The following is a 16,776-nucleotide window of genomic DNA, read 5'->3' as shown; positions in this document are numbered from 1 at the left end:
AATATGCGTCCATACACCGCTATCTTAATCGTACCAACTGGCATTGGGGCTGCCATTGGGGGTTATGCAGGAGATGCTTTACCTGTTGCCAAAGTCATCGCACAGGTTTGCGATCGCCTAATTACTCACCCCAATGTCCTTAATGGCGCAAGTTTGTATTGGAACCTTCCAAATACTTTCTATGTTGAAGGTTATGGACTTGACAAATTTGCCTCTGGGTGGTGGGGTTTGCGTCCAGTCCGCAACAACAAAGTAGGTTTGCTTTTAGACCAAGCTATTGAGCCAGAGTTAAGGCTACGGCATATACAAGCAGCCGATGCAGTCAGAGCAACTCTGGGATTGACTCTAACAGATTATGTAATTACAGATGCACCATTAAATGTAGAATTGCGGACTACAGCATCGGGAGCTAGTTGGGGAACAATTGGCAACCCAGATAGCTTGTTAAGGGCAGCCGAGATATTAATTAAAAAAGCGGGGGCAGAAGCGATCGCAGTTGTTGCCCGTTTCCCCGATGATATGGACTCAGAAGCAGTACAGAAATATCGTCAAGGTGAAGGCGTAGATCCCCTAGCGGGTGCAGAAGCCGTAATTAGCCATTTGCTAGTGCGAACCTTTCAAATTCCTTGCGCCCATTCTCCCGCCCTTTTGAGCGAACCCCCACAAGCTGATTTATCTCCCCGTTCCGCCGCCGAAGAATTGGGTTATACCTTTTTGCCGTGCGTCCTTGTAGGATTAAGTCGTGCCCCACAATTTATAATAGATAAAGGAGCGATTGCATCAGAAAAAGGAGATATTTGGGCAGATGAAGTGGATGCTGCGATCGCACCTGCAAATGCTTGTGGTAGCAGTGCCTTACTGAGTTTAAGCCAAAGACAATGCCAAATAATTACAGTAGAAGAAAATAAAACTCTAATCAAAGTTCCTCCTCAACCGTTGGGGATCAAAGTTATACAGGTAAACTCATATTTAGAAGCAGTAGGCGTATTAGTAGCACACAAAGCAGGCATTAACCCCTCCGCTCTCCGTCCCAAACTATCACCTTTGCAGCCAGTAATTAAAAGTTAGGAGTTAGGAGAGACGCGATTAATCGCGTCTGTACAAGAGTTAGAGTTCTATCTTCCCCCTGCCCGCTTCCCCCTGCCCCTTCCCCTAAAAACCTGTGATTGAACAACAAAAACAAGAGCCAGAAATTCCATATCTGACACGCATCCAAGTACTTGGGGCGATGGGAGCGACTGCAATCATTTTGTTGATAGTCGCCAAACTGTCGTTGCACTTTGGTAACTTTTCCCTATTTTCCTGGAAGTGGGACGAGAAAGATTTGCTGTTGGGTGTTGGATTGGGATTCGTCATCACCGCCTTAAGTGGCATAGCTTATCGCGTTTGGACTCCCTATCGAAAAAGTGCAGATTATTATCTAGAAGTGGTACTGAAGCCCTTAGCCTTACCAGACTTAATTTGGCTCGGTTTACTACCAGGGTTGAGTGAAGAATTGTTATTTCGAGGTGTAATGCTGTCAGCTTTAGGATTAGATCATCTGGCTGTCATTGTATCTAGTTTTTGCTTTGGCATCTTGCATTTTAGTGGTTCTCAACAATGGCCTTATGTGATTTGGGCAACAATTGTTGGGATGATATTGGCATATAGCGCCTTGCTTACGGGCAACCTATTAGTGCCGATTGTCGCTCACATGATTACCAATTGGATTTCTAGCTATTTCTGGAAAATGTGGCAATTGCGGCAATTAAAAAATAAATTTTGAGCTTGTAGGAATTAGTGCGTAGGCGTAGCCCCAATACTTTTTGGTTAAGGGGGAAAGGGGAAAGGGGAAAGGGAAAGAGTACAAATGCAGGACTCACACATTAGATAGAGTTTCTACTTTCTGCCCCCTTGCCTCCTGCCCCCTTCAATCTGCGTTCACAAATTCCAAATATCCATTGCTGAGTTCTTTCACCGCCAAATCATAAAATTGCTTTCCGTGTTCTGGTGTTGCTAAACCAGGATTTGATCCCATACGTCCATCTGGATAACGCACTCGAAAGTCAGCCGCACTATAAATCCTGTGTCCGCTTGCAACTTCTGGTGAAAGGGGTGCTTGCTTAATCGCTTCTGGATAAACGTATTGGGTGAGGGCTACTTCACTTGGCGTTGCATGAGAACCTTCTTGATCCCCATATAACTCTTTAGCTAGCTTATATACAGAACCACACATAAACCAGTTTGCCACTTGACATTGCACTTGTTGAGCATTGGCAATCTGCAAATCTTCTAAATGGGCATAAGTTTCGGAGAACGCCGCTTTAAGGGTGGCAATATTACCACCATGTCCATTGATAAAGTAGAACTTGCTAAAACCAGCTTTGGCTAAACAAGTTACATAATCTCGAACTACTTGAATTAAAGTGCTAGGACGCAGACTGATTGTGCCAGGAAAAGCAGTATGATGCAGTGCCATGCCCACATTGATTGTAGGGCCAACGATCGCGCCAGTTGCATCACCCACACCAGCTGCGATCGCTTCTGCACAAATGGCATCAGTACCAATTAACCCCGTTGGCCCATGTTGTTCTGTAGAACCAATAGGGAAAATAATCCCCTTCGACTGCTGTAAATAAGCTTCGACTTCTTGCCAAGTACTCAAATGCAGTAACATTTTTAATGATTTTCCTCAATAAAATTGCGGTAAGACGAAACCCTTCTCTGCTGAATAGCATCTCAATACTTTTCGGGTTTTGGGGAAAAGGGGAAAGGGAAAGGGTTTGAATTTCCCTTTCCCCATTGCCCTTTAACCTTTCCCCAGACCAAAAGAGAGATTATTGGGTTTATCCGAAAAGTATTGATTAAACTCCCACTAACTTGATTATGAACTCCCAAGATTCCCAGTAGTGGCGATCGCTATGATAAATTTCAAGAACAAGATCCCCGACTTCGCTAAAATTGTCGGGGATCAATGAATTTCATACTTTTAGATATCTGCCATCAACTTTCTGCCAAATATGGAGAAAATGAGGCTATCTATTTTTATAAATATTGTTTAGGGGATGGAGTCGCAACGAGTTTTGACAGATATGGATATAAGCAATTTACCAAATATGCTACTTTATCCTACGATTCTCATTGCGAACCCCACCTATAAGAAAAATCTAAATTTATGAGATGTTGTGAGATGTTGGTTTTGTGGATCATCAAGAAAAGAACGGGGATCAATCTTAAGTCTTGATTAATCAAAGTAATAATGTTTTTTCACGTCGCTTGTAATTTCCCAGGTGCAGGACATTCCAGCCGGAAAAATCACCAAATCGCCTTTACCCATTTGCACTGGTTGTCTACCATCAGGAGTAACAACCACATCGCCTTCCAAAAGTAGCAAGTTTCTTGAGAATCATAAGTCCAAGGGAATTTTGAGACTTCCTTTCTCCAAATATCCCATTTATAGACACCCAATTCATTGAGGCGTTCAAGTCTTATAGCTGATGCTCAATTTGAATTTCCATGTTGCGTTTTTCTAGTTATGTTCAGCAGTAGGATTGAATATCCTCTCCACACTGATCTACTAAATAACACAAAGCGCGAAAACGCAAGTAGACAAGTTCGTTATAAAGCGGATTGAGTTTGCACATTGGCGGAATGTGTCCTATTTTGCGGCCAAAAAGCTTGATATCACGCTCGAATGGACACTGAGCAGGAATCAGTTTAGCAATAAATTTCGCTAATTTTCGATTTTGAATCTCAATTTCATCCAGCCATTGACGTAATGGTTGCAATAAATCTAATTTAGATTTAGCTAATTCCTTTTTGCTATCTGCTTGATTATTTTGTCCTAAAGGTTGAATAAACGCAGGCAAAAAAATACGCTGATTCTTTATATTAAGCATAGTAGTAGGCAAGGTTTTCCTTGTGTAGATGAACTATTTGCCGAATTGGAATATTACACATCTAATCTGTCGAGCCAATTTGCATTATGCTTGGAGATTATGCAGAAAAATAAGCACAACGCAAAGAATTTACATGCATCTTTGGAGGGAAATTGTCTAACTAATTGTTATTTAAGCCCACCAAATCGGGAAGAACTGTCCCGTTAAATACAAAATAACAAAGAAATTATAAAAATGGCATTTCTTTAACTTATCGATTGCTAATGTTTGAGATAGCAATTTTATATATTAAATATAAATGCCTGGTTCTGAAACGGCCTAGTATCTAGAGATGGAATTTGGCGTAGAAAAAAACAGTTTAGCTCTCACTCCATATAGGCTTCGGTAGGACTAGTCTTTAATATCTAGCGATTTTAGGCTATTAAATATCTAGTCATAAGTCTAGTATATTACACCAGACAACCTAGATATTATCTAATAAGTAGCAATAAATCCTTTGATAAGTTCAAGCTAATATACTTAGAAGTTATAGCATTTACAAGAATATTTGCAATAAATGTATCGAGTGTAACCGCTTACACTAGTACGACCCTAGCAACATATAAGGCTCATATTTGATTGATTTTTGAAAAAACTCATTACAATTCAAAAAGCTTTCTTTCCAGTTACCTCTTGCCTAAACTTATTTCTTAAAATATCTCAAGCCGTAACGTTCTTGATATTTGTTGATATACTCAATATTCTGTTGCTCTAATTTTGACAGCAATTTAGATGGAAACGCTTTTGGTGAATATATAGGTTTATACCAAGGTTGGTTATCAAAGTAATCTTGTAATCCAGGAGTATCAAAACGGCGGCCGTGACTAGCAAAAATCGAATTTCGCATAATATCTAGTTCAAAACCGTCTTTACCATCCAAATCTGCATCATTTACAAGTCTTTGGGAAAGCCATAAATAAGTGTTGGCAGTTGTGGTACTTACTGGCGGTATTGATGTCGTTGGGGCGGGTGTAATTTGAGTAGGAACAGATGAGGGTTGAGTAGGAACAGATGGGGTAGTTGGTATAAATTTAGGAGTTTCTATGACTGGGCTGGTGATAGTTGACGGTGTTTCTGAAGGTAACACTGTTTTGTCTGCTGTAGATTGAGTAGGTTTTGTTAATACCTGGCTAATAATCACAGATGCACCGATTAGCCCACCTGCAATCAAACTGCCCATAAGGATATTATTCTGACTATTACCTTGAGGATTCGGCTGTGGTTTGACAGGTAATGTCTGAGGTGGTGGTGCAGAAACTATAGTCGGTTGAGTCAAGATAGGTTGCGTTGGTGGAATTGGATTTGCGATGTTCTGCAAAGTATCCAGCATTGCTCTAGCTGTGGGGTAGCGATCGCGCGGATGATATGCGATCGCTTTATCAATCGCTCCTGCTATGATTGGACTAACATGACTCGCATACTGTCGCCATACAATTTCACCCGTCTGGGAATCCGTCTCTAGTTGTTGCGCCTGTTTACCAGTGAGTAAATAAATTATCGTCATTCCTAAACTGTATAAATCACTCGAATAAACTGGCCTACCTGCGGCTTGTTCACTCGGCATATAGCCAGGTGTACCAATCACAATCGAACTGGTAGGATTGCCTTGAGAATTTACTACGGTTCCCATTGACTCCCGGATAGCGCCAAAATCAATCAGCACTGGTTTACCATCACGATGACGCACAATGATGTTATCCGGTTTAATATCGCGGTGAACGATGTGCTTAGAGTGAACATAATCCAGGACGGGTAATAAATTCATGAATAATTCCTGGACAGCGCCTTCACTAAATAGCCCCTGCTTTTGAACTCTTCCAGTTAGGGTATCGCCTTCAACCCACTCCTGAACTAAGTAAAATTGTCCGCCAGAGGAAAAATAGGCATACAATGCTGGAATTTGGTCATTTGCACCACCGAGTTCTTCGAGAATAGCTGCTTCCCGTTGAAACCTCTCTTGCACTAACTGGTAAATTTGGGGATTATTGTGAATTGGTCTTAACTGTTTAACCACACAATGGCGCTTTGAGGGCATATAGGTATCTTCTGCTAGATAGGTTTCACCAAACCCACCAGCGCCCAGTGTGCGGATAACTTGATAGCGATCGTTCAGAAGCTGTATTGTCATGGGAGATTATAAGCGATATTCATAAGATAGTTTTCCCAAAACAACCTTCATTTCAAATCTAGTAAACCTTCTTCTTTCAATTTAGGATTGAAGCGAACTTGCATTTGCAAACCACGCACTTCTAATAATTGCGTTGAAATTTCTGCTTCTACTCTCCGCGCCACGTTTTTAATAATTTTCATTTGTGCTAATTCATCATTAGCTGGATTTTGATATTTTGCCTGTTCTTCAGGTGTCATTATCAATTTGACATCAATGGGATGAGTCCATTTTTCCTTGTTATCCCCATTTCCCCAAGGTACACTGCCATTTTCAGCAATCCAAGCATTTTCAGTATTTTCTAAAATTGTGCGACTAGGGCGTTCAATAGTTTGAACTTTGACCCAATAGCATTGCTGTGGCTGACGGACTAAATGCTGCTTGAGGCTGAGATAAACATCACGAGAGTATCCTACAAATTGCAGCACTTTTTCTTGGTCAAAAATAGCGTATACCCCGATTTTACCTTGAAATTGCTCAGGTAATTGACCGCTATCATCAATGTAAGGAATGTATTCCAGGGCTGCCAAAGAAGAAAGATTCGTTTCAAGAGCCATACATCAAATATTAAACTTACTATTTGCCTTCAGAATGGAAAATTGCTAATTAGGGAAAAATTATCTTTAAAATTACCCATTACCTAATTTTTGGTAAATTGCACAAAGGCGACTGGGTTTAAAAATCTTAGCACTAAACATGAAATTTGGTGGTACATTGATGATGGCATATTCATCAGATTCATGATACTTTTCAAACTCTGCTGGCATTCCTTTAGTTGTAGTTAAGCTATAAGGAACTGGTTGGAAAATTAATTCTGTAAATTTAATTTGCTCACACTGCAATTGTTGACGAATTTGATTTAAGAAAGCATCGCTTGTCAATAAGTTGAACAAAGTTTCTTGGGCTTGTGCTTCAAGAGTGAAACTGCCATCAAAGTTCTGGACTATTTTAAGAGACATTTTCTGTATAGGTAGTTCTTAACGACTCAGTGAAAAATCACCACTTTAAGATCAGCCTATTGGATTGTGGGACTTCTGTCAGCCACTAGAGGAAGCTGGCATGATTAAGAATCATGAAGTTGAGCAGATTTTCAGGCATAGGTGATTTTCCCTTAGCACTGTGCTGACAAACTTCGGTAGGCAAAAAAGCAGTGAAAGCCCCGATTTACCATAGGGGCAATTCACGAATTGCCCTACAGGGTATAGCTTTGCACAAGCACTAACTAAGTGAATAAAAATCATTTTTTTAGTAAGAGGTAAAATAAAATACATAACAATGCCAGAATGCAAAACTACTCCAGGTAGGTTGGATTGAGGAACGAAACCCAACATTTTCAGAGCTTTGTTGGGACTTCCAAGAAATAAATTATCCAATCCTGTGGGATGGACATCTTGTGCGCCCATAGCCAAGGGCGCACAAGATGTCCACCCCACAATAAGTAGTTGAGTATTTTTTTATTTAGAAGTCCATTAACCGAGCAGTATTGGGGCTGCGCTTACGCACTTAGCGCACCACATTCTCGCACAACAAAAATGAGTGAATAATCGTGATATAAACCACAACTATCCACTCAAAGTTTAGTAAATCGGGGTTACTAAAAAACCCCAAGAAGATTATTCAAACTTGGGAAAGTTAAAACCAATTAACGTGATTCAGTTCCCTGATTAGGGCTACCTGCTATACCATCCTCTCCTGGTGCTTCTGGTGTAGCACTGGGTTTAGCATCACTCTTTTCAGCATCGCCAGTTTTGCGGATACTTTCGTCGATGGGGGTTTGGTAGCCACCAGAAGCAGTAGGCGTAGTTTCTTGATTATCAGATTTTTGTTTTTTTTGTTCAGCCATGATGACATTCCTTAATTATTTATTCTTGGGATTATCTTAAGAAAATTTGGGTTTTGAATACATCTATCCAGAATCTAGTTATCGCTGATTGTCCCTCTATCGGAAGTATTGTTTAGTACTACTCATCTTTGATGACAAAAATCCATAACTATAGAATTTGCTAACCTTAGAATGCTTGACGTCGTTAAAGGACAATTTAGAACAGATTTGATATCCGAGATGCTTTTAGAATTGCTTTATTGACACTTGACAGAGAATGGCAAATGATCTAAGTGAATAATATCGTGTGATGATTGTGATCCAAACTATCAAAGTGTAATTAATGAACCAGAGTAATCCACCGTTACCATCTGGATGTGTCCTTCGCAAGGCAACCTTGGCGGATAAGTGGTCAATTCGATTGCTGGTATTCTCAGCGAAACTCGACCCAACTCAATTAAACTGGCAGCAATTTTGGGTAATTGAATTTGGTGATAATCTCGTAGCTTGCGGACAGCTACGTAATTTTTCAGGGGCACAAGAACTTGGTAGTTTGGTCGTTGCATCAGCTTGGAGAGGTCGCGGTTTGGGTACTTTGCTAACGCAGCATTTGATTAATACAGCAACGCAACCACTTTATCTTGAATGTTTAGGTGAACGATTGGCACAGTTTTACAGTCGGTTTAATTTTGCACCAATATCTTTTGAAGACTTGCCACAATTTCCCAGAACAACAGGCTTGTCTACGCTCAACGATAAATTTAGATTGTCGCAATTAGCTAAAAAGCTGCTCAAAGTTCCTGTGGTGTTTATGGAATATCGAGGACATACTAATTCGTAATGACGCTCGCGGACTCGCTACCGCTACGCTAACGTAATTCGTAATTAAGATATAGAGAAAAATGACTGATACAAGCTGTTTACAATCTTTTACTCTTTCCAATTTTCTATTTTCAAATCGGAGGTTTAGCAAAAATTGTTAGTAAGACTGGCCCTAATAAATAGTGGTGATTCAAACACAATAGCCCAGCAGAAGAGCCAAGAAGTTGACGTTGATTAGGGCTGTAGAGTCTAATTCCACGGGGAGTAAGTGGCAATAATTGAGGCTCTGCCTCTTTTTTAGAAGTAATGTTAATGTCAACTAAGTAGAAACGGCCACCGGGAGAAAGTACCCGTGCTATCTGACTAACTACCTGTTTCGGTTCCAAATAGTGCAAGAAGCTGATAGTGCTGAAGACAGCATTAAATTGACCATCAGCAAAAGGAAGAGACTCAGCTTTACCCTCAATATAAATTAAGCGTGGACGGTGGTGGTTGCTCTGTCTTGCTAACCGCAACATATTAGCAGAGAAATCCAATCCAGTACCCCGCAGGTCAGGAAACTGAGTAGCAAGGCGCTCAAGTAAGCGGCCAGTACCACAACCGATATCAAGTACATTTGCTGACTTTGGTAAATCGACGTACTCCAGCAAGCGTTTGTGAATGGCTCGATAAAACACTGAAGGAAAGAGCCAATCATAACTTGGTGCCCATCGGTCAAAAAGTAGCTTTTTGTTACTGAAGAAGTTATCAGTCATAAGTTTTCGCAGCTTCCTTAAAGCTTGATGCTTTTTTAGAGTAAGTTTAGCTGCGCCTCCCAGAATTTATTTATAGTTTTGCAGTTCGGCAATATCTAGCCTAGCGTTTGGCACAATATAGCGGTTCTTGCCCCAGTGAGATACAGCTTTAGCCGATTCATTTGTTGCAAAAGTTTTTGGAAATTGTAGAAATCATCAGGAATTTTGACCCTTGAATGTGTAGTTTACAGTGTACCTAGAGATTCATTCTATCTTTGTAGAGGACGAACGAACTAGGAATCAGTGCATAAAACTATAGAACCTAAGTGTATGTATTTATAGAGGTTCAAATAGAACAAACTCAATCTAGTTTGAAATTATTAAGGTGAAAAATTATGACAAGCTTTATTCAAGTACGGTCACACAATGATTTACTACACCCAGTACGCGAGTGGTTGGAAAAGATAGAAATTCATAACTCTAAATTGGCTCATTTCTTGTGCAAAGCTATTCCTGCTCAGTGTCCCTTTGAGCAAGATATCACACTGTTTGGTCGGAAGCTATTTCATATTCCTCCGATGTGTAAATTAAATCCACTATACGAGGAAGTAGTTGGTTTGCGTTTTAAAGCACTCTGTTATCTTGCCGATAAATGTGGTGAAGATGTCACAAGCTATTGCTAATAGTCAGTTTGATCGTTCGTTGATTAAGCAGCCATCGGTATTTTCAAATATACTGTTGTTACTTACTCAGGTTTATACTAAGCTAACGTACACCTAATTTAGATGTTTTGCTATGTAAGTAGCTAGCACCTCGCTCAAGTGTTTCCAGACCGTATTGTTGCTTACCGTACCCTGCTGAAATCATTAACATCATCATGACGCACATCTTACTGGTTGAAGATGAAGTCAAACTGGCGCGATTTGTCGAATTAGAATTAAATTATGAAGGCTATCAAGTCAGTATTGCCTACGATGGATTAACTGCACTCACCGCAGCGCGTGAGTTACATCTAGATTTAGTAATTGTAGACTGGGTGTTGCCTGGCTTATCGGGGTTAGAGATTTGCCACCACCTGCGAAATATTAGTGATAAATTGCCAATAATATTATTAACCGTCAAAGATGAAGTAAGCGATCGCATTGTAGGCTTAGACGCTGGTGCTGATGATTACCTCGTTAAGCCCTTCAGTGTTGATGAATTATTGGCCAGAGTTGGCACTCACCTGCGAAGAAATTGGCAAGTAGACAGCGCAGATGTTTTAGAATTTGAAGACTTGAGTTTAAATCGTCGCACGCGCCAAGTGTACCGAGATCAAAGGTTAATTGAGTTAACTGCTAAGGAATTTGATTTACTGGAATATTTACTGGCCCATCCACGACAGCTAATTACCTGCGATCGCATTTTACAAGAAGTCTGGGCTTACGACTTCATGAGCGATGCCAACATCATCGAACTTCATATACGCTACCTGCGTCTGAAACTTGAAGCCAATAACGAAAAGTGTCTCATTCAAACTGTGAGTGGTGTCGGCTACACATTGCATGATTGAATTTGAGATGGGAAAGAGGACTTGGGGACAAGGAGAATTGGGGACAAGGGGAAAGACTTGTTGTAAGTTCTAAACTTTTGTCCCCTTGTCCCCCTGCTCCCTGCTCCCTCATCCCCTATCCAGTGTGAAATAACGATAAAACCTCAAAGTTTTGTGTTCTAGGAAGATTTGAGGTTTTTGGCAATCTGAGCAATAACTCATCCAACTCAGGGTTAATTATATTAGGATGCACAAAGCTGTCATCATCTAAAAATCTAAAACTGCATGACTTATCTAGAAACAGCAGCGCAATTTTACCGCGAAGTTGCCGAAACCCCGCAAGTTGGACTTTGTTGTGTGCAAAGTACACCCCTGCAACTACCAGGGTTGAAAATTCCTTTGGCTATGCAGGAAATGAACTATGGTTGTGGCACTACCGTTCACTCCAGCGAACTAGGAAATCAGCCTACTGTGCTTTATGTGGGCGTTGGTGGCGGCTTAGAAGCGTTGCAATTCGCTTATTTTTCCCGCTATGCAGGTGCTGTAATTGCCGTTGAACCGGTTGGGGCCATGCGGGAAGCAGCCGCACGCAATCTGGAAATTGCTGCTCAAGAAAACCCGTGGTTTGACACGAGTTTTGTAGAAATCCGCGAAGGTGATGCTTTTAACTTACCGGTTGCTGATGCTAGCGTCGATATCGTGGCGCAGAATTGCCTTTTCAACATCTTTGAACCAGAAGATTTAAACCGTGCTTTAAAAGAAGCCTATCGGGTATTAAAACCAGGCGGACGTTTGCAGATGAGCGATCCAATTGCCACTAGTGAAATTCCAGCACATCTTCAACAAGATGAACGACTCAGAGCCATGTGTTTATCAGGCGCGCTTACATATCAAGAGTATACTGAACTGATTACAAATGCTGGTTTTGGTCAAGTTGAAATTCGCGCTCGTCGTCCTTATCGTCTACTAGATTCTCAGACTTATAATTTAGACGAACACCTACTTTTAGAAAGCCTGGATTCTGTCTCCTTTAAAGTTGATATTCCAGAAGATGGTGCTTGTATTTTCACAGGAAAAACAGCAATTTATGCTGGTTCAGAACCCTTTTTCGATGACTCAGCAGGACACTTACTCCAGCGAGGTATTCCCGCAGCAGTGTGTGATAAAACTGCCGCTAAACTTGCGGCTATCAAGCCAGCAGAAATAATTGTTACCAACTCAACCTGGCACTATAGCGGTGGTGGTTGCTGTTAATTTCTTAAGACAGAATTCAGAATTATTCTGTACGACTGGGGTATGAATGTATAATTAGAATATTTTAAAAATTGCATTCTTAATTCTGGATTCTGGATTCTGACTTCTTATTTATAAACCCCAAAATGTTGTTAATTAGTTTATTTATCGCTACGCTTTTTTTAGCATATTCAAATGGTGCCAATGACAACTTTAAAGGGGTAGCAACGTTGTTTGGTAGCCGAACTAGTAGCTATCAAACAGCAATTTTGTGGGCAACTTTCACAACTTTAGGTGGTGCAGCAACTGCAACTTTTTTGGCAAGTACACTAATTAAAAACTTCTCTGGTAAAGGACTAGTGCCTGATGCGATCGCTAATTCACCAGAGTTTCATCTCGCAGTTGCGATCGCAACTGGTCTAACTGTACTGATAGCCACCCTTATGGGGTTTCCCATTTCCACAACTCACAGTTTAATCGGTGCGCTAGTTGGCGCTGGATTAGTTGCGATCGGACTCAAAGTCAATTTTGCCGTTTTGGGAACTTCCTTTGTTTTGCCTTTATTTCTCAGTCCGATCATTGCCATTCCTTTCGGAGCAGCAATTTACAGCTTATCTGGCTATATAAATTCCAAATGGAACCTACCAGTCAATCAAAAAATGATTGATACTTGCCATTTTCTCAGCGCCGGAGTTGTGAGTTTTGCGAGAGGATTAAATGATACTCCCAAGATTTCCTCACTCATTCTAGTTATTGAGTATTTTTCGGTTCAGGGAGGAATGATCACGATTGCGATCGCAATGGCACTTGGCGGTTTACTCAACTCCCAAAAAGTTGCTGTCACCATGAGTGAAAAGATTACCTCATTGAATCCTCCTCAAGGCTTATCAGCAAATATAGTAACTGGAATTCTAGTGATTGCAGCTAGTCTGTTTGGACTTCCTGTTTCCACCACTCATGTTTCAGTTGGATCTATTTTTGGAGTCGGTTTGATTGGCAAAAAAGCCAATATGCGTGTATTTTATCAGATACTATTATCGTGGATTTTAACTTTACCTATTGCTGCAATTATTAGTGGAATAATTTACAGATTATTACAAGGTTAGAAAAATTTAATAAATTTTTATCATATTTAAGGAATAGTAGCTAATGCAAACTCAATCCAAAATTACACCATTTAAAAATAAACTAAATTCACCTTTGACAAAAAAGGGGATCTCTGTTTTACAAATTAATCTAGGTAAGCGTTGTAACCTTGCCTGTACACACTGTCATGTCGAAGCTGGGCCAAAACGTACAGAAGAGCTTTCTCCTGAAGTTTGCGAACAATTGATTTCGCTAATCCATAAATTTCCCGAAATTAAAATTGTGGATTTGACTGGTGGCGCACCAGAAATGAATTATGGATTTAAGCCATTAGTAGAAGCAGCAAGAGCAACCGGCAAGCAGGTGATTGTCCGGTCTAATTTGACTATTTATTTTGAAGATGGATTTGCTGATTTACCAGAATATTTTGCTCAACACCAAATAAGAGTTGTGGCTTCTCTACCATGCTATTTAGTAGATAATGTTGATAAAATGCGTGGTTCTGGCGTTTTTGATAGTTCAGTCAAAGCTTTGCAGTGGCTTAACCAACTCGGCTATGGTAAAGATGAAAATTTAATTTTGGACTTGGTATTTAATCCCCAGTTACCCACTACTGAAAAATTTTCCTTAGCTCCCGAACAGACTAACCTAGAACGAGATTACAAAACGTTCTTACAAGAACATTTTAATATTGTATTTAACAACCTCTTCACCATTAACAACCTACCAGTTGGTAGAACCAAAATACATTTAGAACGGAGAAAACTACACAGTAGCTATTTGCAGTTTTTAGAGTCAAATTTTAATCCTGGCACAGTTGAACATTTGATGTGCCGCGATCAACTTTCAATTGACTATCTAGGAAATGTATATGATTGTGACTTTAACCAGATGATGAATTTGCCTGCAAAAACTGGTAATTCTGAACCACTAACAGTTAGCAAATTGCTAGAAGCTGGCAGTCTAGACCTGATTAGTGAGATCCAAACTGCTGCTTATTGCTATGGTTGTACTGCTGGGTGTGGTTCTAGTTGTGGTGGTGCTTTGCTCTAAGGCTGCTAAAAAAAGTCTGTTACCAAAATTGTTACCAGTGCGTTGCTGTTGAGCTGTTACTTTATGATGAGATTTAGTTAAGCTCCTTACACCACACTAAAAACCGTGAAACACAATATTTCGCGGTTTTTTCCCTTTTTGTACAGTGAAAAATTAAATGATGTTGAGACAAATTCGTGTCATCAAATAAATCCTTATCCACTTTAGACTGACAACAATTTGTGTTGATACAGCTTGTAAGTTCCCTGTGCCGTTTCTAAGCTTAAGACTAGAGAGTTCAAGCTTTCACACCCTCGATGACATTAATTTGTCACTGTACATTATCCTTTAAGGCTTTGGTATAGCCAAACTCCGATCCAAAAATTTGGATTTTATTAAATCAACTTTCCTTACCACTCCCAATACTGCTCGGTTAAAAGGAAAAAGGAGTGGAAGACTCGATATATAAGGTTTTTTCCCTTTTAAGCTTTTCCCTTTCCCCCTAAACCCAACAAGTATTTTTACCACTCCCATCGACCGATGTCAGGTGCCGAACCAGAGTAAGGAAGTCCTACATTAGTTCCTCTATCCACCATAAGACTGCGTGACGAAGCTGCCTTGTAGTAAGAGTTCCAACGGTCGCCTGTACCTGTAAATCTGGGATCGCCCTGAATGTTTGTCGCATTAGCCGCGAATCGGATCTGCCAAGTTGGTTTTGCTGGGTTCGTATTCCTGCGGAGATTATTAGTGAAAGCAATGTTATTACCTCCTTGCACATCGTCTCCTTGAGAGTTCAAGAACACATTATTTTTGATCGATATCTTGTCTGCGGAGTTGAGCTGTAGGCTATTCCCCAAGGTATCGAACACGTTGTTGTGAATCTTGATGTTGGTAGCTAAATCGGGAATGAAGACGGCAGTACTGTTCCCGAAACCAAATTGAACTTTACGAGCAACATTTGCGAAAATATTATTGTGGATGTTGATGTTGTGATTTTCTATACTTCCGCCCCATGCTTTCCCTCCCCAGATCGCAATACCAAAGCCCTTATCCTGAAAATAGGAGTCGGATATTTCAACTCCACTCAAGGCAACCTCGATTGACTCCTTAACACTCTGTCCGTCAATATCTTTTATTCTTACGTTTCGCATCTTGAGATTGCTTGGGTGTGTAGCTGTCGGCTGGTAATCATTCATTACTGCATGATTAACCATCGATAACCACGTATTACAGGTAACGTTGTAGATTTCGTTTCCATAACTCAAATTCCAAAGTTCAATGGAAGCATCCTCGCTCCACTGGGAATCAACTTCTGGAACCTGGATATCGCAATCGTGAATCTTCACGTTACGCAGATGACCTACATGTATGAACTTGATGCCGTATCCTTTATTTTCTCGGATAGTAATGTTGTAGATGTCAGCGCCATCAAGTCCCCCAAGTCTCAAGTTACCAGTAGATCCTCCCGATACTCCATCAGCTGCGGAGTTAATAAACGTGCAATCATGTATCGTTGTGTTCTTCATCCACTTTCCCTCTGGAAGCGGGACGAACCACCACATATTGCCACGGGTAAAAACTGCACCGCTGTGCTGGAAATCTTTGAATGTGACATTATGCATAGTCACGTTATTACGATTTTCTACCCAGACACCGGCTTTGATGATCTTGCCGTTCCCGTCTATGGTGAAGCCGCTTAAGGTCTGATTGCCGTCTGTCGCCTCAACCATTTCAGAAGGAGCCCCGTACCTAGGGCTTGAGCCGGAGTAGCTAGGCGAGACAAGCTGAATAATGCTTCCATAATGCCAAAGACTCCAGTCGGTGCTACCTGTGTTTATTCCTGGAGCAGGAATCGCACCGTTGCTAGTAATAGTCACGCTTGATTCACCTGCTCCCTCGATATTCACTCCCGGCGGAAGTACCGTCGCTTCCGTTTCCCTATAGACACCTGCGTTCAGGTAAATCGTGTAGTTTTGATTCGGTTGAACTCGTTTTGCTGCATAGGCCAACGTCCTCAATGGCTTGCCTAGCGAGCCATCGCCTCCGGTGTCGCTTCCCGTGGGAGATACATAGACGTACAAGCTCGTAGCCGCAATTTTAGAATTAGTCCTTTGACCATCCTTATCCCTAAACAAATAGAAAAGGTTGAAATTACTATCATTAGGAGGAACCCTAAAAATCAGGTCTTTATCATTTGCGCCTCCCCCGTACCTCGTACCGTAAAGGTTACGATCGCTGTTTTGTACAGATTCTGCCTCTGAAGTCGAACCGTCGGACTTGTTACTGCTATTAAACGAATGAATAACGGTAGGTGTAATGTTAGCGATCGCAGGAGTTTTTTGGGTAGTTACTAACTGGGTTGTGACTACAGCTACCAAAGCAATAGTAGTTAAAGCTGCGTAAGAAAAAAGGGAGCGTAGAGTCTTTATCAT

At 40.8% G+C, this 16,776-nt stretch carries 16 protein-coding genes and 1 pseudogene; 8 read left to right on the top strand and 9 right to left on the bottom strand.

What is annotated here, in order from left to right; genetic code table 11:
- Positions 1-3: 3 nt before the first annotated feature.
- Complete coding sequence (locus GJB62_RS01825) at positions 4-1,068, top strand: DUF3326 domain-containing protein (protein ID WP_114082701.1); 1,065 nt, start codon at positions 4-6, stop codon at positions 1,066-1,068.
- A 94-nt stretch (positions 1,069-1,162) separates the two neighbouring features.
- A complete protein-coding gene (locus tag GJB62_RS01820; protein WP_114082700.1) occupies positions 1,163-1,765 on the top strand; it encodes a CPBP family intramembrane glutamic endopeptidase in 603 nt (200 codons plus the stop codon).
- Between the two features lie 144 nt (positions 1,766-1,909).
- Here GJB62_RS01820 and GJB62_RS01815 read toward each other — a convergent pair whose 3' ends face one another.
- From GJB62_RS01815 to GJB62_RS01785, 7 genes and pseudogenes are all read right to left on the bottom strand, one after another.
- On the bottom strand, positions 1,910-2,656 hold the full coding sequence (locus GJB62_RS01815; protein WP_012408581.1) for a creatininase family protein: 747 nt from the start codon (positions 2,654-2,656) through the stop codon (positions 1,910-1,912).
- A 567-nt stretch (positions 2,657-3,223) separates the two neighbouring features.
- A pseudogene (locus GJB62_RS01810) lies at positions 3,224-3,497 on the bottom strand (cupin domain-containing protein).
- Between the two features lie 21 nt (positions 3,498-3,518).
- Positions 3,519-3,878: a Mo-dependent nitrogenase C-terminal domain-containing protein gene (locus GJB62_RS01805; RefSeq protein ID WP_114082698.1), complete on the bottom strand. Its 360-nt coding sequence runs from the start codon at positions 3,876-3,878 to the stop codon at positions 3,519-3,521.
- 682 nt (positions 3,879-4,560) lie between these two features.
- Complete coding sequence (locus GJB62_RS01800) at positions 4,561-6,045, bottom strand: YARHG domain-containing protein (protein WP_114082697.1); 1,485 nt, start codon at positions 6,043-6,045, stop codon at positions 4,561-4,563.
- Positions 6,046-6,092: 47 nt separating this feature from the next.
- On the bottom strand, positions 6,093-6,641 hold the full coding sequence (locus GJB62_RS01795; protein WP_114082696.1) for a GIY-YIG nuclease family protein: 549 nt from the start codon (positions 6,639-6,641) through the stop codon (positions 6,093-6,095).
- Positions 6,642-6,713: 72 nt separating this feature from the next.
- Positions 6,714-7,043, bottom strand: a complete 330-nt coding sequence (locus GJB62_RS01790) for a hypothetical protein (protein WP_114082695.1) — start codon at positions 7,041-7,043, stop codon at positions 6,714-6,716.
- A 683-nt stretch (positions 7,044-7,726) separates the two neighbouring features.
- Positions 7,727-7,927: a hypothetical protein gene (locus GJB62_RS01785; protein WP_114082694.1), complete on the bottom strand. Its 201-nt coding sequence runs from the start codon at positions 7,925-7,927 to the stop codon at positions 7,727-7,729.
- A 322-nt stretch (positions 7,928-8,249) separates the two neighbouring features.
- Between GJB62_RS01785 and GJB62_RS01780 the strand changes: the two genes are divergently transcribed.
- A complete protein-coding gene (locus GJB62_RS01780) occupies positions 8,250-8,747 on the top strand; it encodes a GNAT family N-acetyltransferase (protein ID WP_114082693.1) in 498 nt (165 codons plus the stop codon).
- A gap of 112 nt (positions 8,748-8,859) precedes the next feature.
- Here GJB62_RS01780 and GJB62_RS01775 read toward each other — a convergent pair whose 3' ends face one another.
- Entirely contained in the window at positions 8,860-9,483 is a 624-nt protein-coding gene (locus GJB62_RS01775; RefSeq protein WP_114082692.1) for a class I SAM-dependent methyltransferase, read from the bottom strand.
- 374 nt (positions 9,484-9,857) lie between these two features.
- Here GJB62_RS01775 and GJB62_RS01770 point away from each other — a divergent pair, with 374 nt between their 5' ends.
- The 5 genes from GJB62_RS01770 (at position 9,858) to arsS (ending at position 14,365) form a co-directional block, all read left to right on the top strand.
- Positions 9,858-10,145, top strand: a complete 288-nt coding sequence (locus tag GJB62_RS01770) for a Mo-dependent nitrogenase C-terminal domain-containing protein (protein WP_114082691.1) — start codon at positions 9,858-9,860, stop codon at positions 10,143-10,145.
- Between the two features lie 194 nt (positions 10,146-10,339).
- The gene (locus tag GJB62_RS01765; RefSeq protein ID WP_114082690.1) at positions 10,340-11,014 is read left to right on the top strand and encodes a response regulator transcription factor; all 675 of its coding nucleotides are present in this window, start codon (positions 10,340-10,342) and stop codon (positions 11,012-11,014) included.
- A gap of 264 nt (positions 11,015-11,278) precedes the next feature.
- Positions 11,279-12,247 carry an arsenosugar biosynthesis arsenite methyltransferase ArsM gene (gene arsM, locus GJB62_RS01760; protein WP_114082689.1) on the top strand — a complete coding sequence of 323 codons (969 nt, stop codon included), beginning with the start codon at positions 11,279-11,281 and terminating at the stop codon, positions 12,245-12,247.
- 125 nt (positions 12,248-12,372) lie between these two features.
- Positions 12,373-13,332, top strand: coding sequence for an inorganic phosphate transporter (locus GJB62_RS01755; protein ID WP_114082688.1), 960 nt, complete (start codon positions 12,373-12,375; stop codon positions 13,330-13,332).
- Positions 13,333-13,375: 43 nt separating this feature from the next.
- On the top strand, positions 13,376-14,365 hold the full coding sequence (gene arsS, locus GJB62_RS01750; RefSeq protein WP_114082687.1) for an arsenosugar biosynthesis radical SAM (seleno)protein ArsS: 990 nt from the start codon (positions 13,376-13,378) through the stop codon (positions 14,363-14,365).
- A 500-nt stretch (positions 14,366-14,865) separates the two neighbouring features.
- Here arsS and GJB62_RS01745 read toward each other — a convergent pair whose 3' ends face one another.
- Complete coding sequence (locus GJB62_RS01745) at positions 14,866-16,776, bottom strand: right-handed parallel beta-helix repeat-containing protein (RefSeq protein WP_114082685.1); 1,911 nt, start codon at positions 16,774-16,776, stop codon at positions 14,866-14,868.

This window comes from Nostoc sp. ATCC 53789, from assembly GCF_009873495.1.
Lineage (GTDB): Bacteria > Cyanobacteriota > Cyanobacteriia > Cyanobacteriales > Nostocaceae > Nostoc > Nostoc muscorum_A.
The sequence above is the reverse complement of the archived record's forward strand: the minus strand, read 5'-3'. Positions and strand labels throughout refer to the sequence as shown.

Excerpts from the sequence above, each read along its gene's own strand:
- GJB62_RS01825 (WP_114082701.1), top strand. The coding sequence starts at position 4 with ATGCGTCCATACACCGCTATCTTAATCGTACCAACTGGCATTGGGGCT.
- GJB62_RS01815 (WP_012408581.1), bottom strand. The coding sequence starts at position 2,656 with ATGTTACTGCATTTGAGTACTTGGCAAGAAGTCGAAGCTTATTTACAG.
- GJB62_RS01805 (WP_114082698.1), bottom strand. The coding sequence starts at position 3,878 with ATGCTTAATATAAAGAATCAGCGTATTTTTTTGCCTGCGTTTATTCAA.
- GJB62_RS01800 (WP_114082697.1), bottom strand. The coding sequence starts at position 6,045 with ATGACAATACAGCTTCTGAACGATCGCTATCAAGTTATCCGCACACTG.
- GJB62_RS01795 (WP_114082696.1), bottom strand. The coding sequence starts at position 6,641 with ATGGCTCTTGAAACGAATCTTTCTTCTTTGGCAGCCCTGGAATACATT.
- GJB62_RS01790 (WP_114082695.1), bottom strand. The coding sequence starts at position 7,043 with ATGTCTCTTAAAATAGTCCAGAACTTTGATGGCAGTTTCACTCTTGAA.
- GJB62_RS01785 (WP_114082694.1), bottom strand. The coding sequence starts at position 7,927 with ATGGCTGAACAAAAAAAACAAAAATCTGATAATCAAGAAACTACGCCT.
- GJB62_RS01780 (WP_114082693.1), top strand. The coding sequence starts at position 8,250 with ATGAACCAGAGTAATCCACCGTTACCATCTGGATGTGTCCTTCGCAAG.
- GJB62_RS01775 (WP_114082692.1), bottom strand. The coding sequence starts at position 9,483 with ATGACTGATAACTTCTTCAGTAACAAAAAGCTACTTTTTGACCGATGG.
- GJB62_RS01770 (WP_114082691.1), top strand. The coding sequence starts at position 9,858 with ATGACAAGCTTTATTCAAGTACGGTCACACAATGATTTACTACACCCA.
- GJB62_RS01765 (WP_114082690.1), top strand. The coding sequence starts at position 10,340 with ATGACGCACATCTTACTGGTTGAAGATGAAGTCAAACTGGCGCGATTT.
- arsM (WP_114082689.1), top strand. The coding sequence starts at position 11,279 with ATGACTTATCTAGAAACAGCAGCGCAATTTTACCGCGAAGTTGCCGAA.
- GJB62_RS01755 (WP_114082688.1), top strand. The coding sequence starts at position 12,373 with ATGTTGTTAATTAGTTTATTTATCGCTACGCTTTTTTTAGCATATTCA.
- arsS (WP_114082687.1), top strand. The coding sequence starts at position 13,376 with ATGCAAACTCAATCCAAAATTACACCATTTAAAAATAAACTAAATTCA.
- GJB62_RS01745 (WP_114082685.1), bottom strand. The coding sequence starts at position 16,776 with ATGATAAAGACTCTACGCTCCCTTTTTTCTTACGCAGCTTTAACTACT.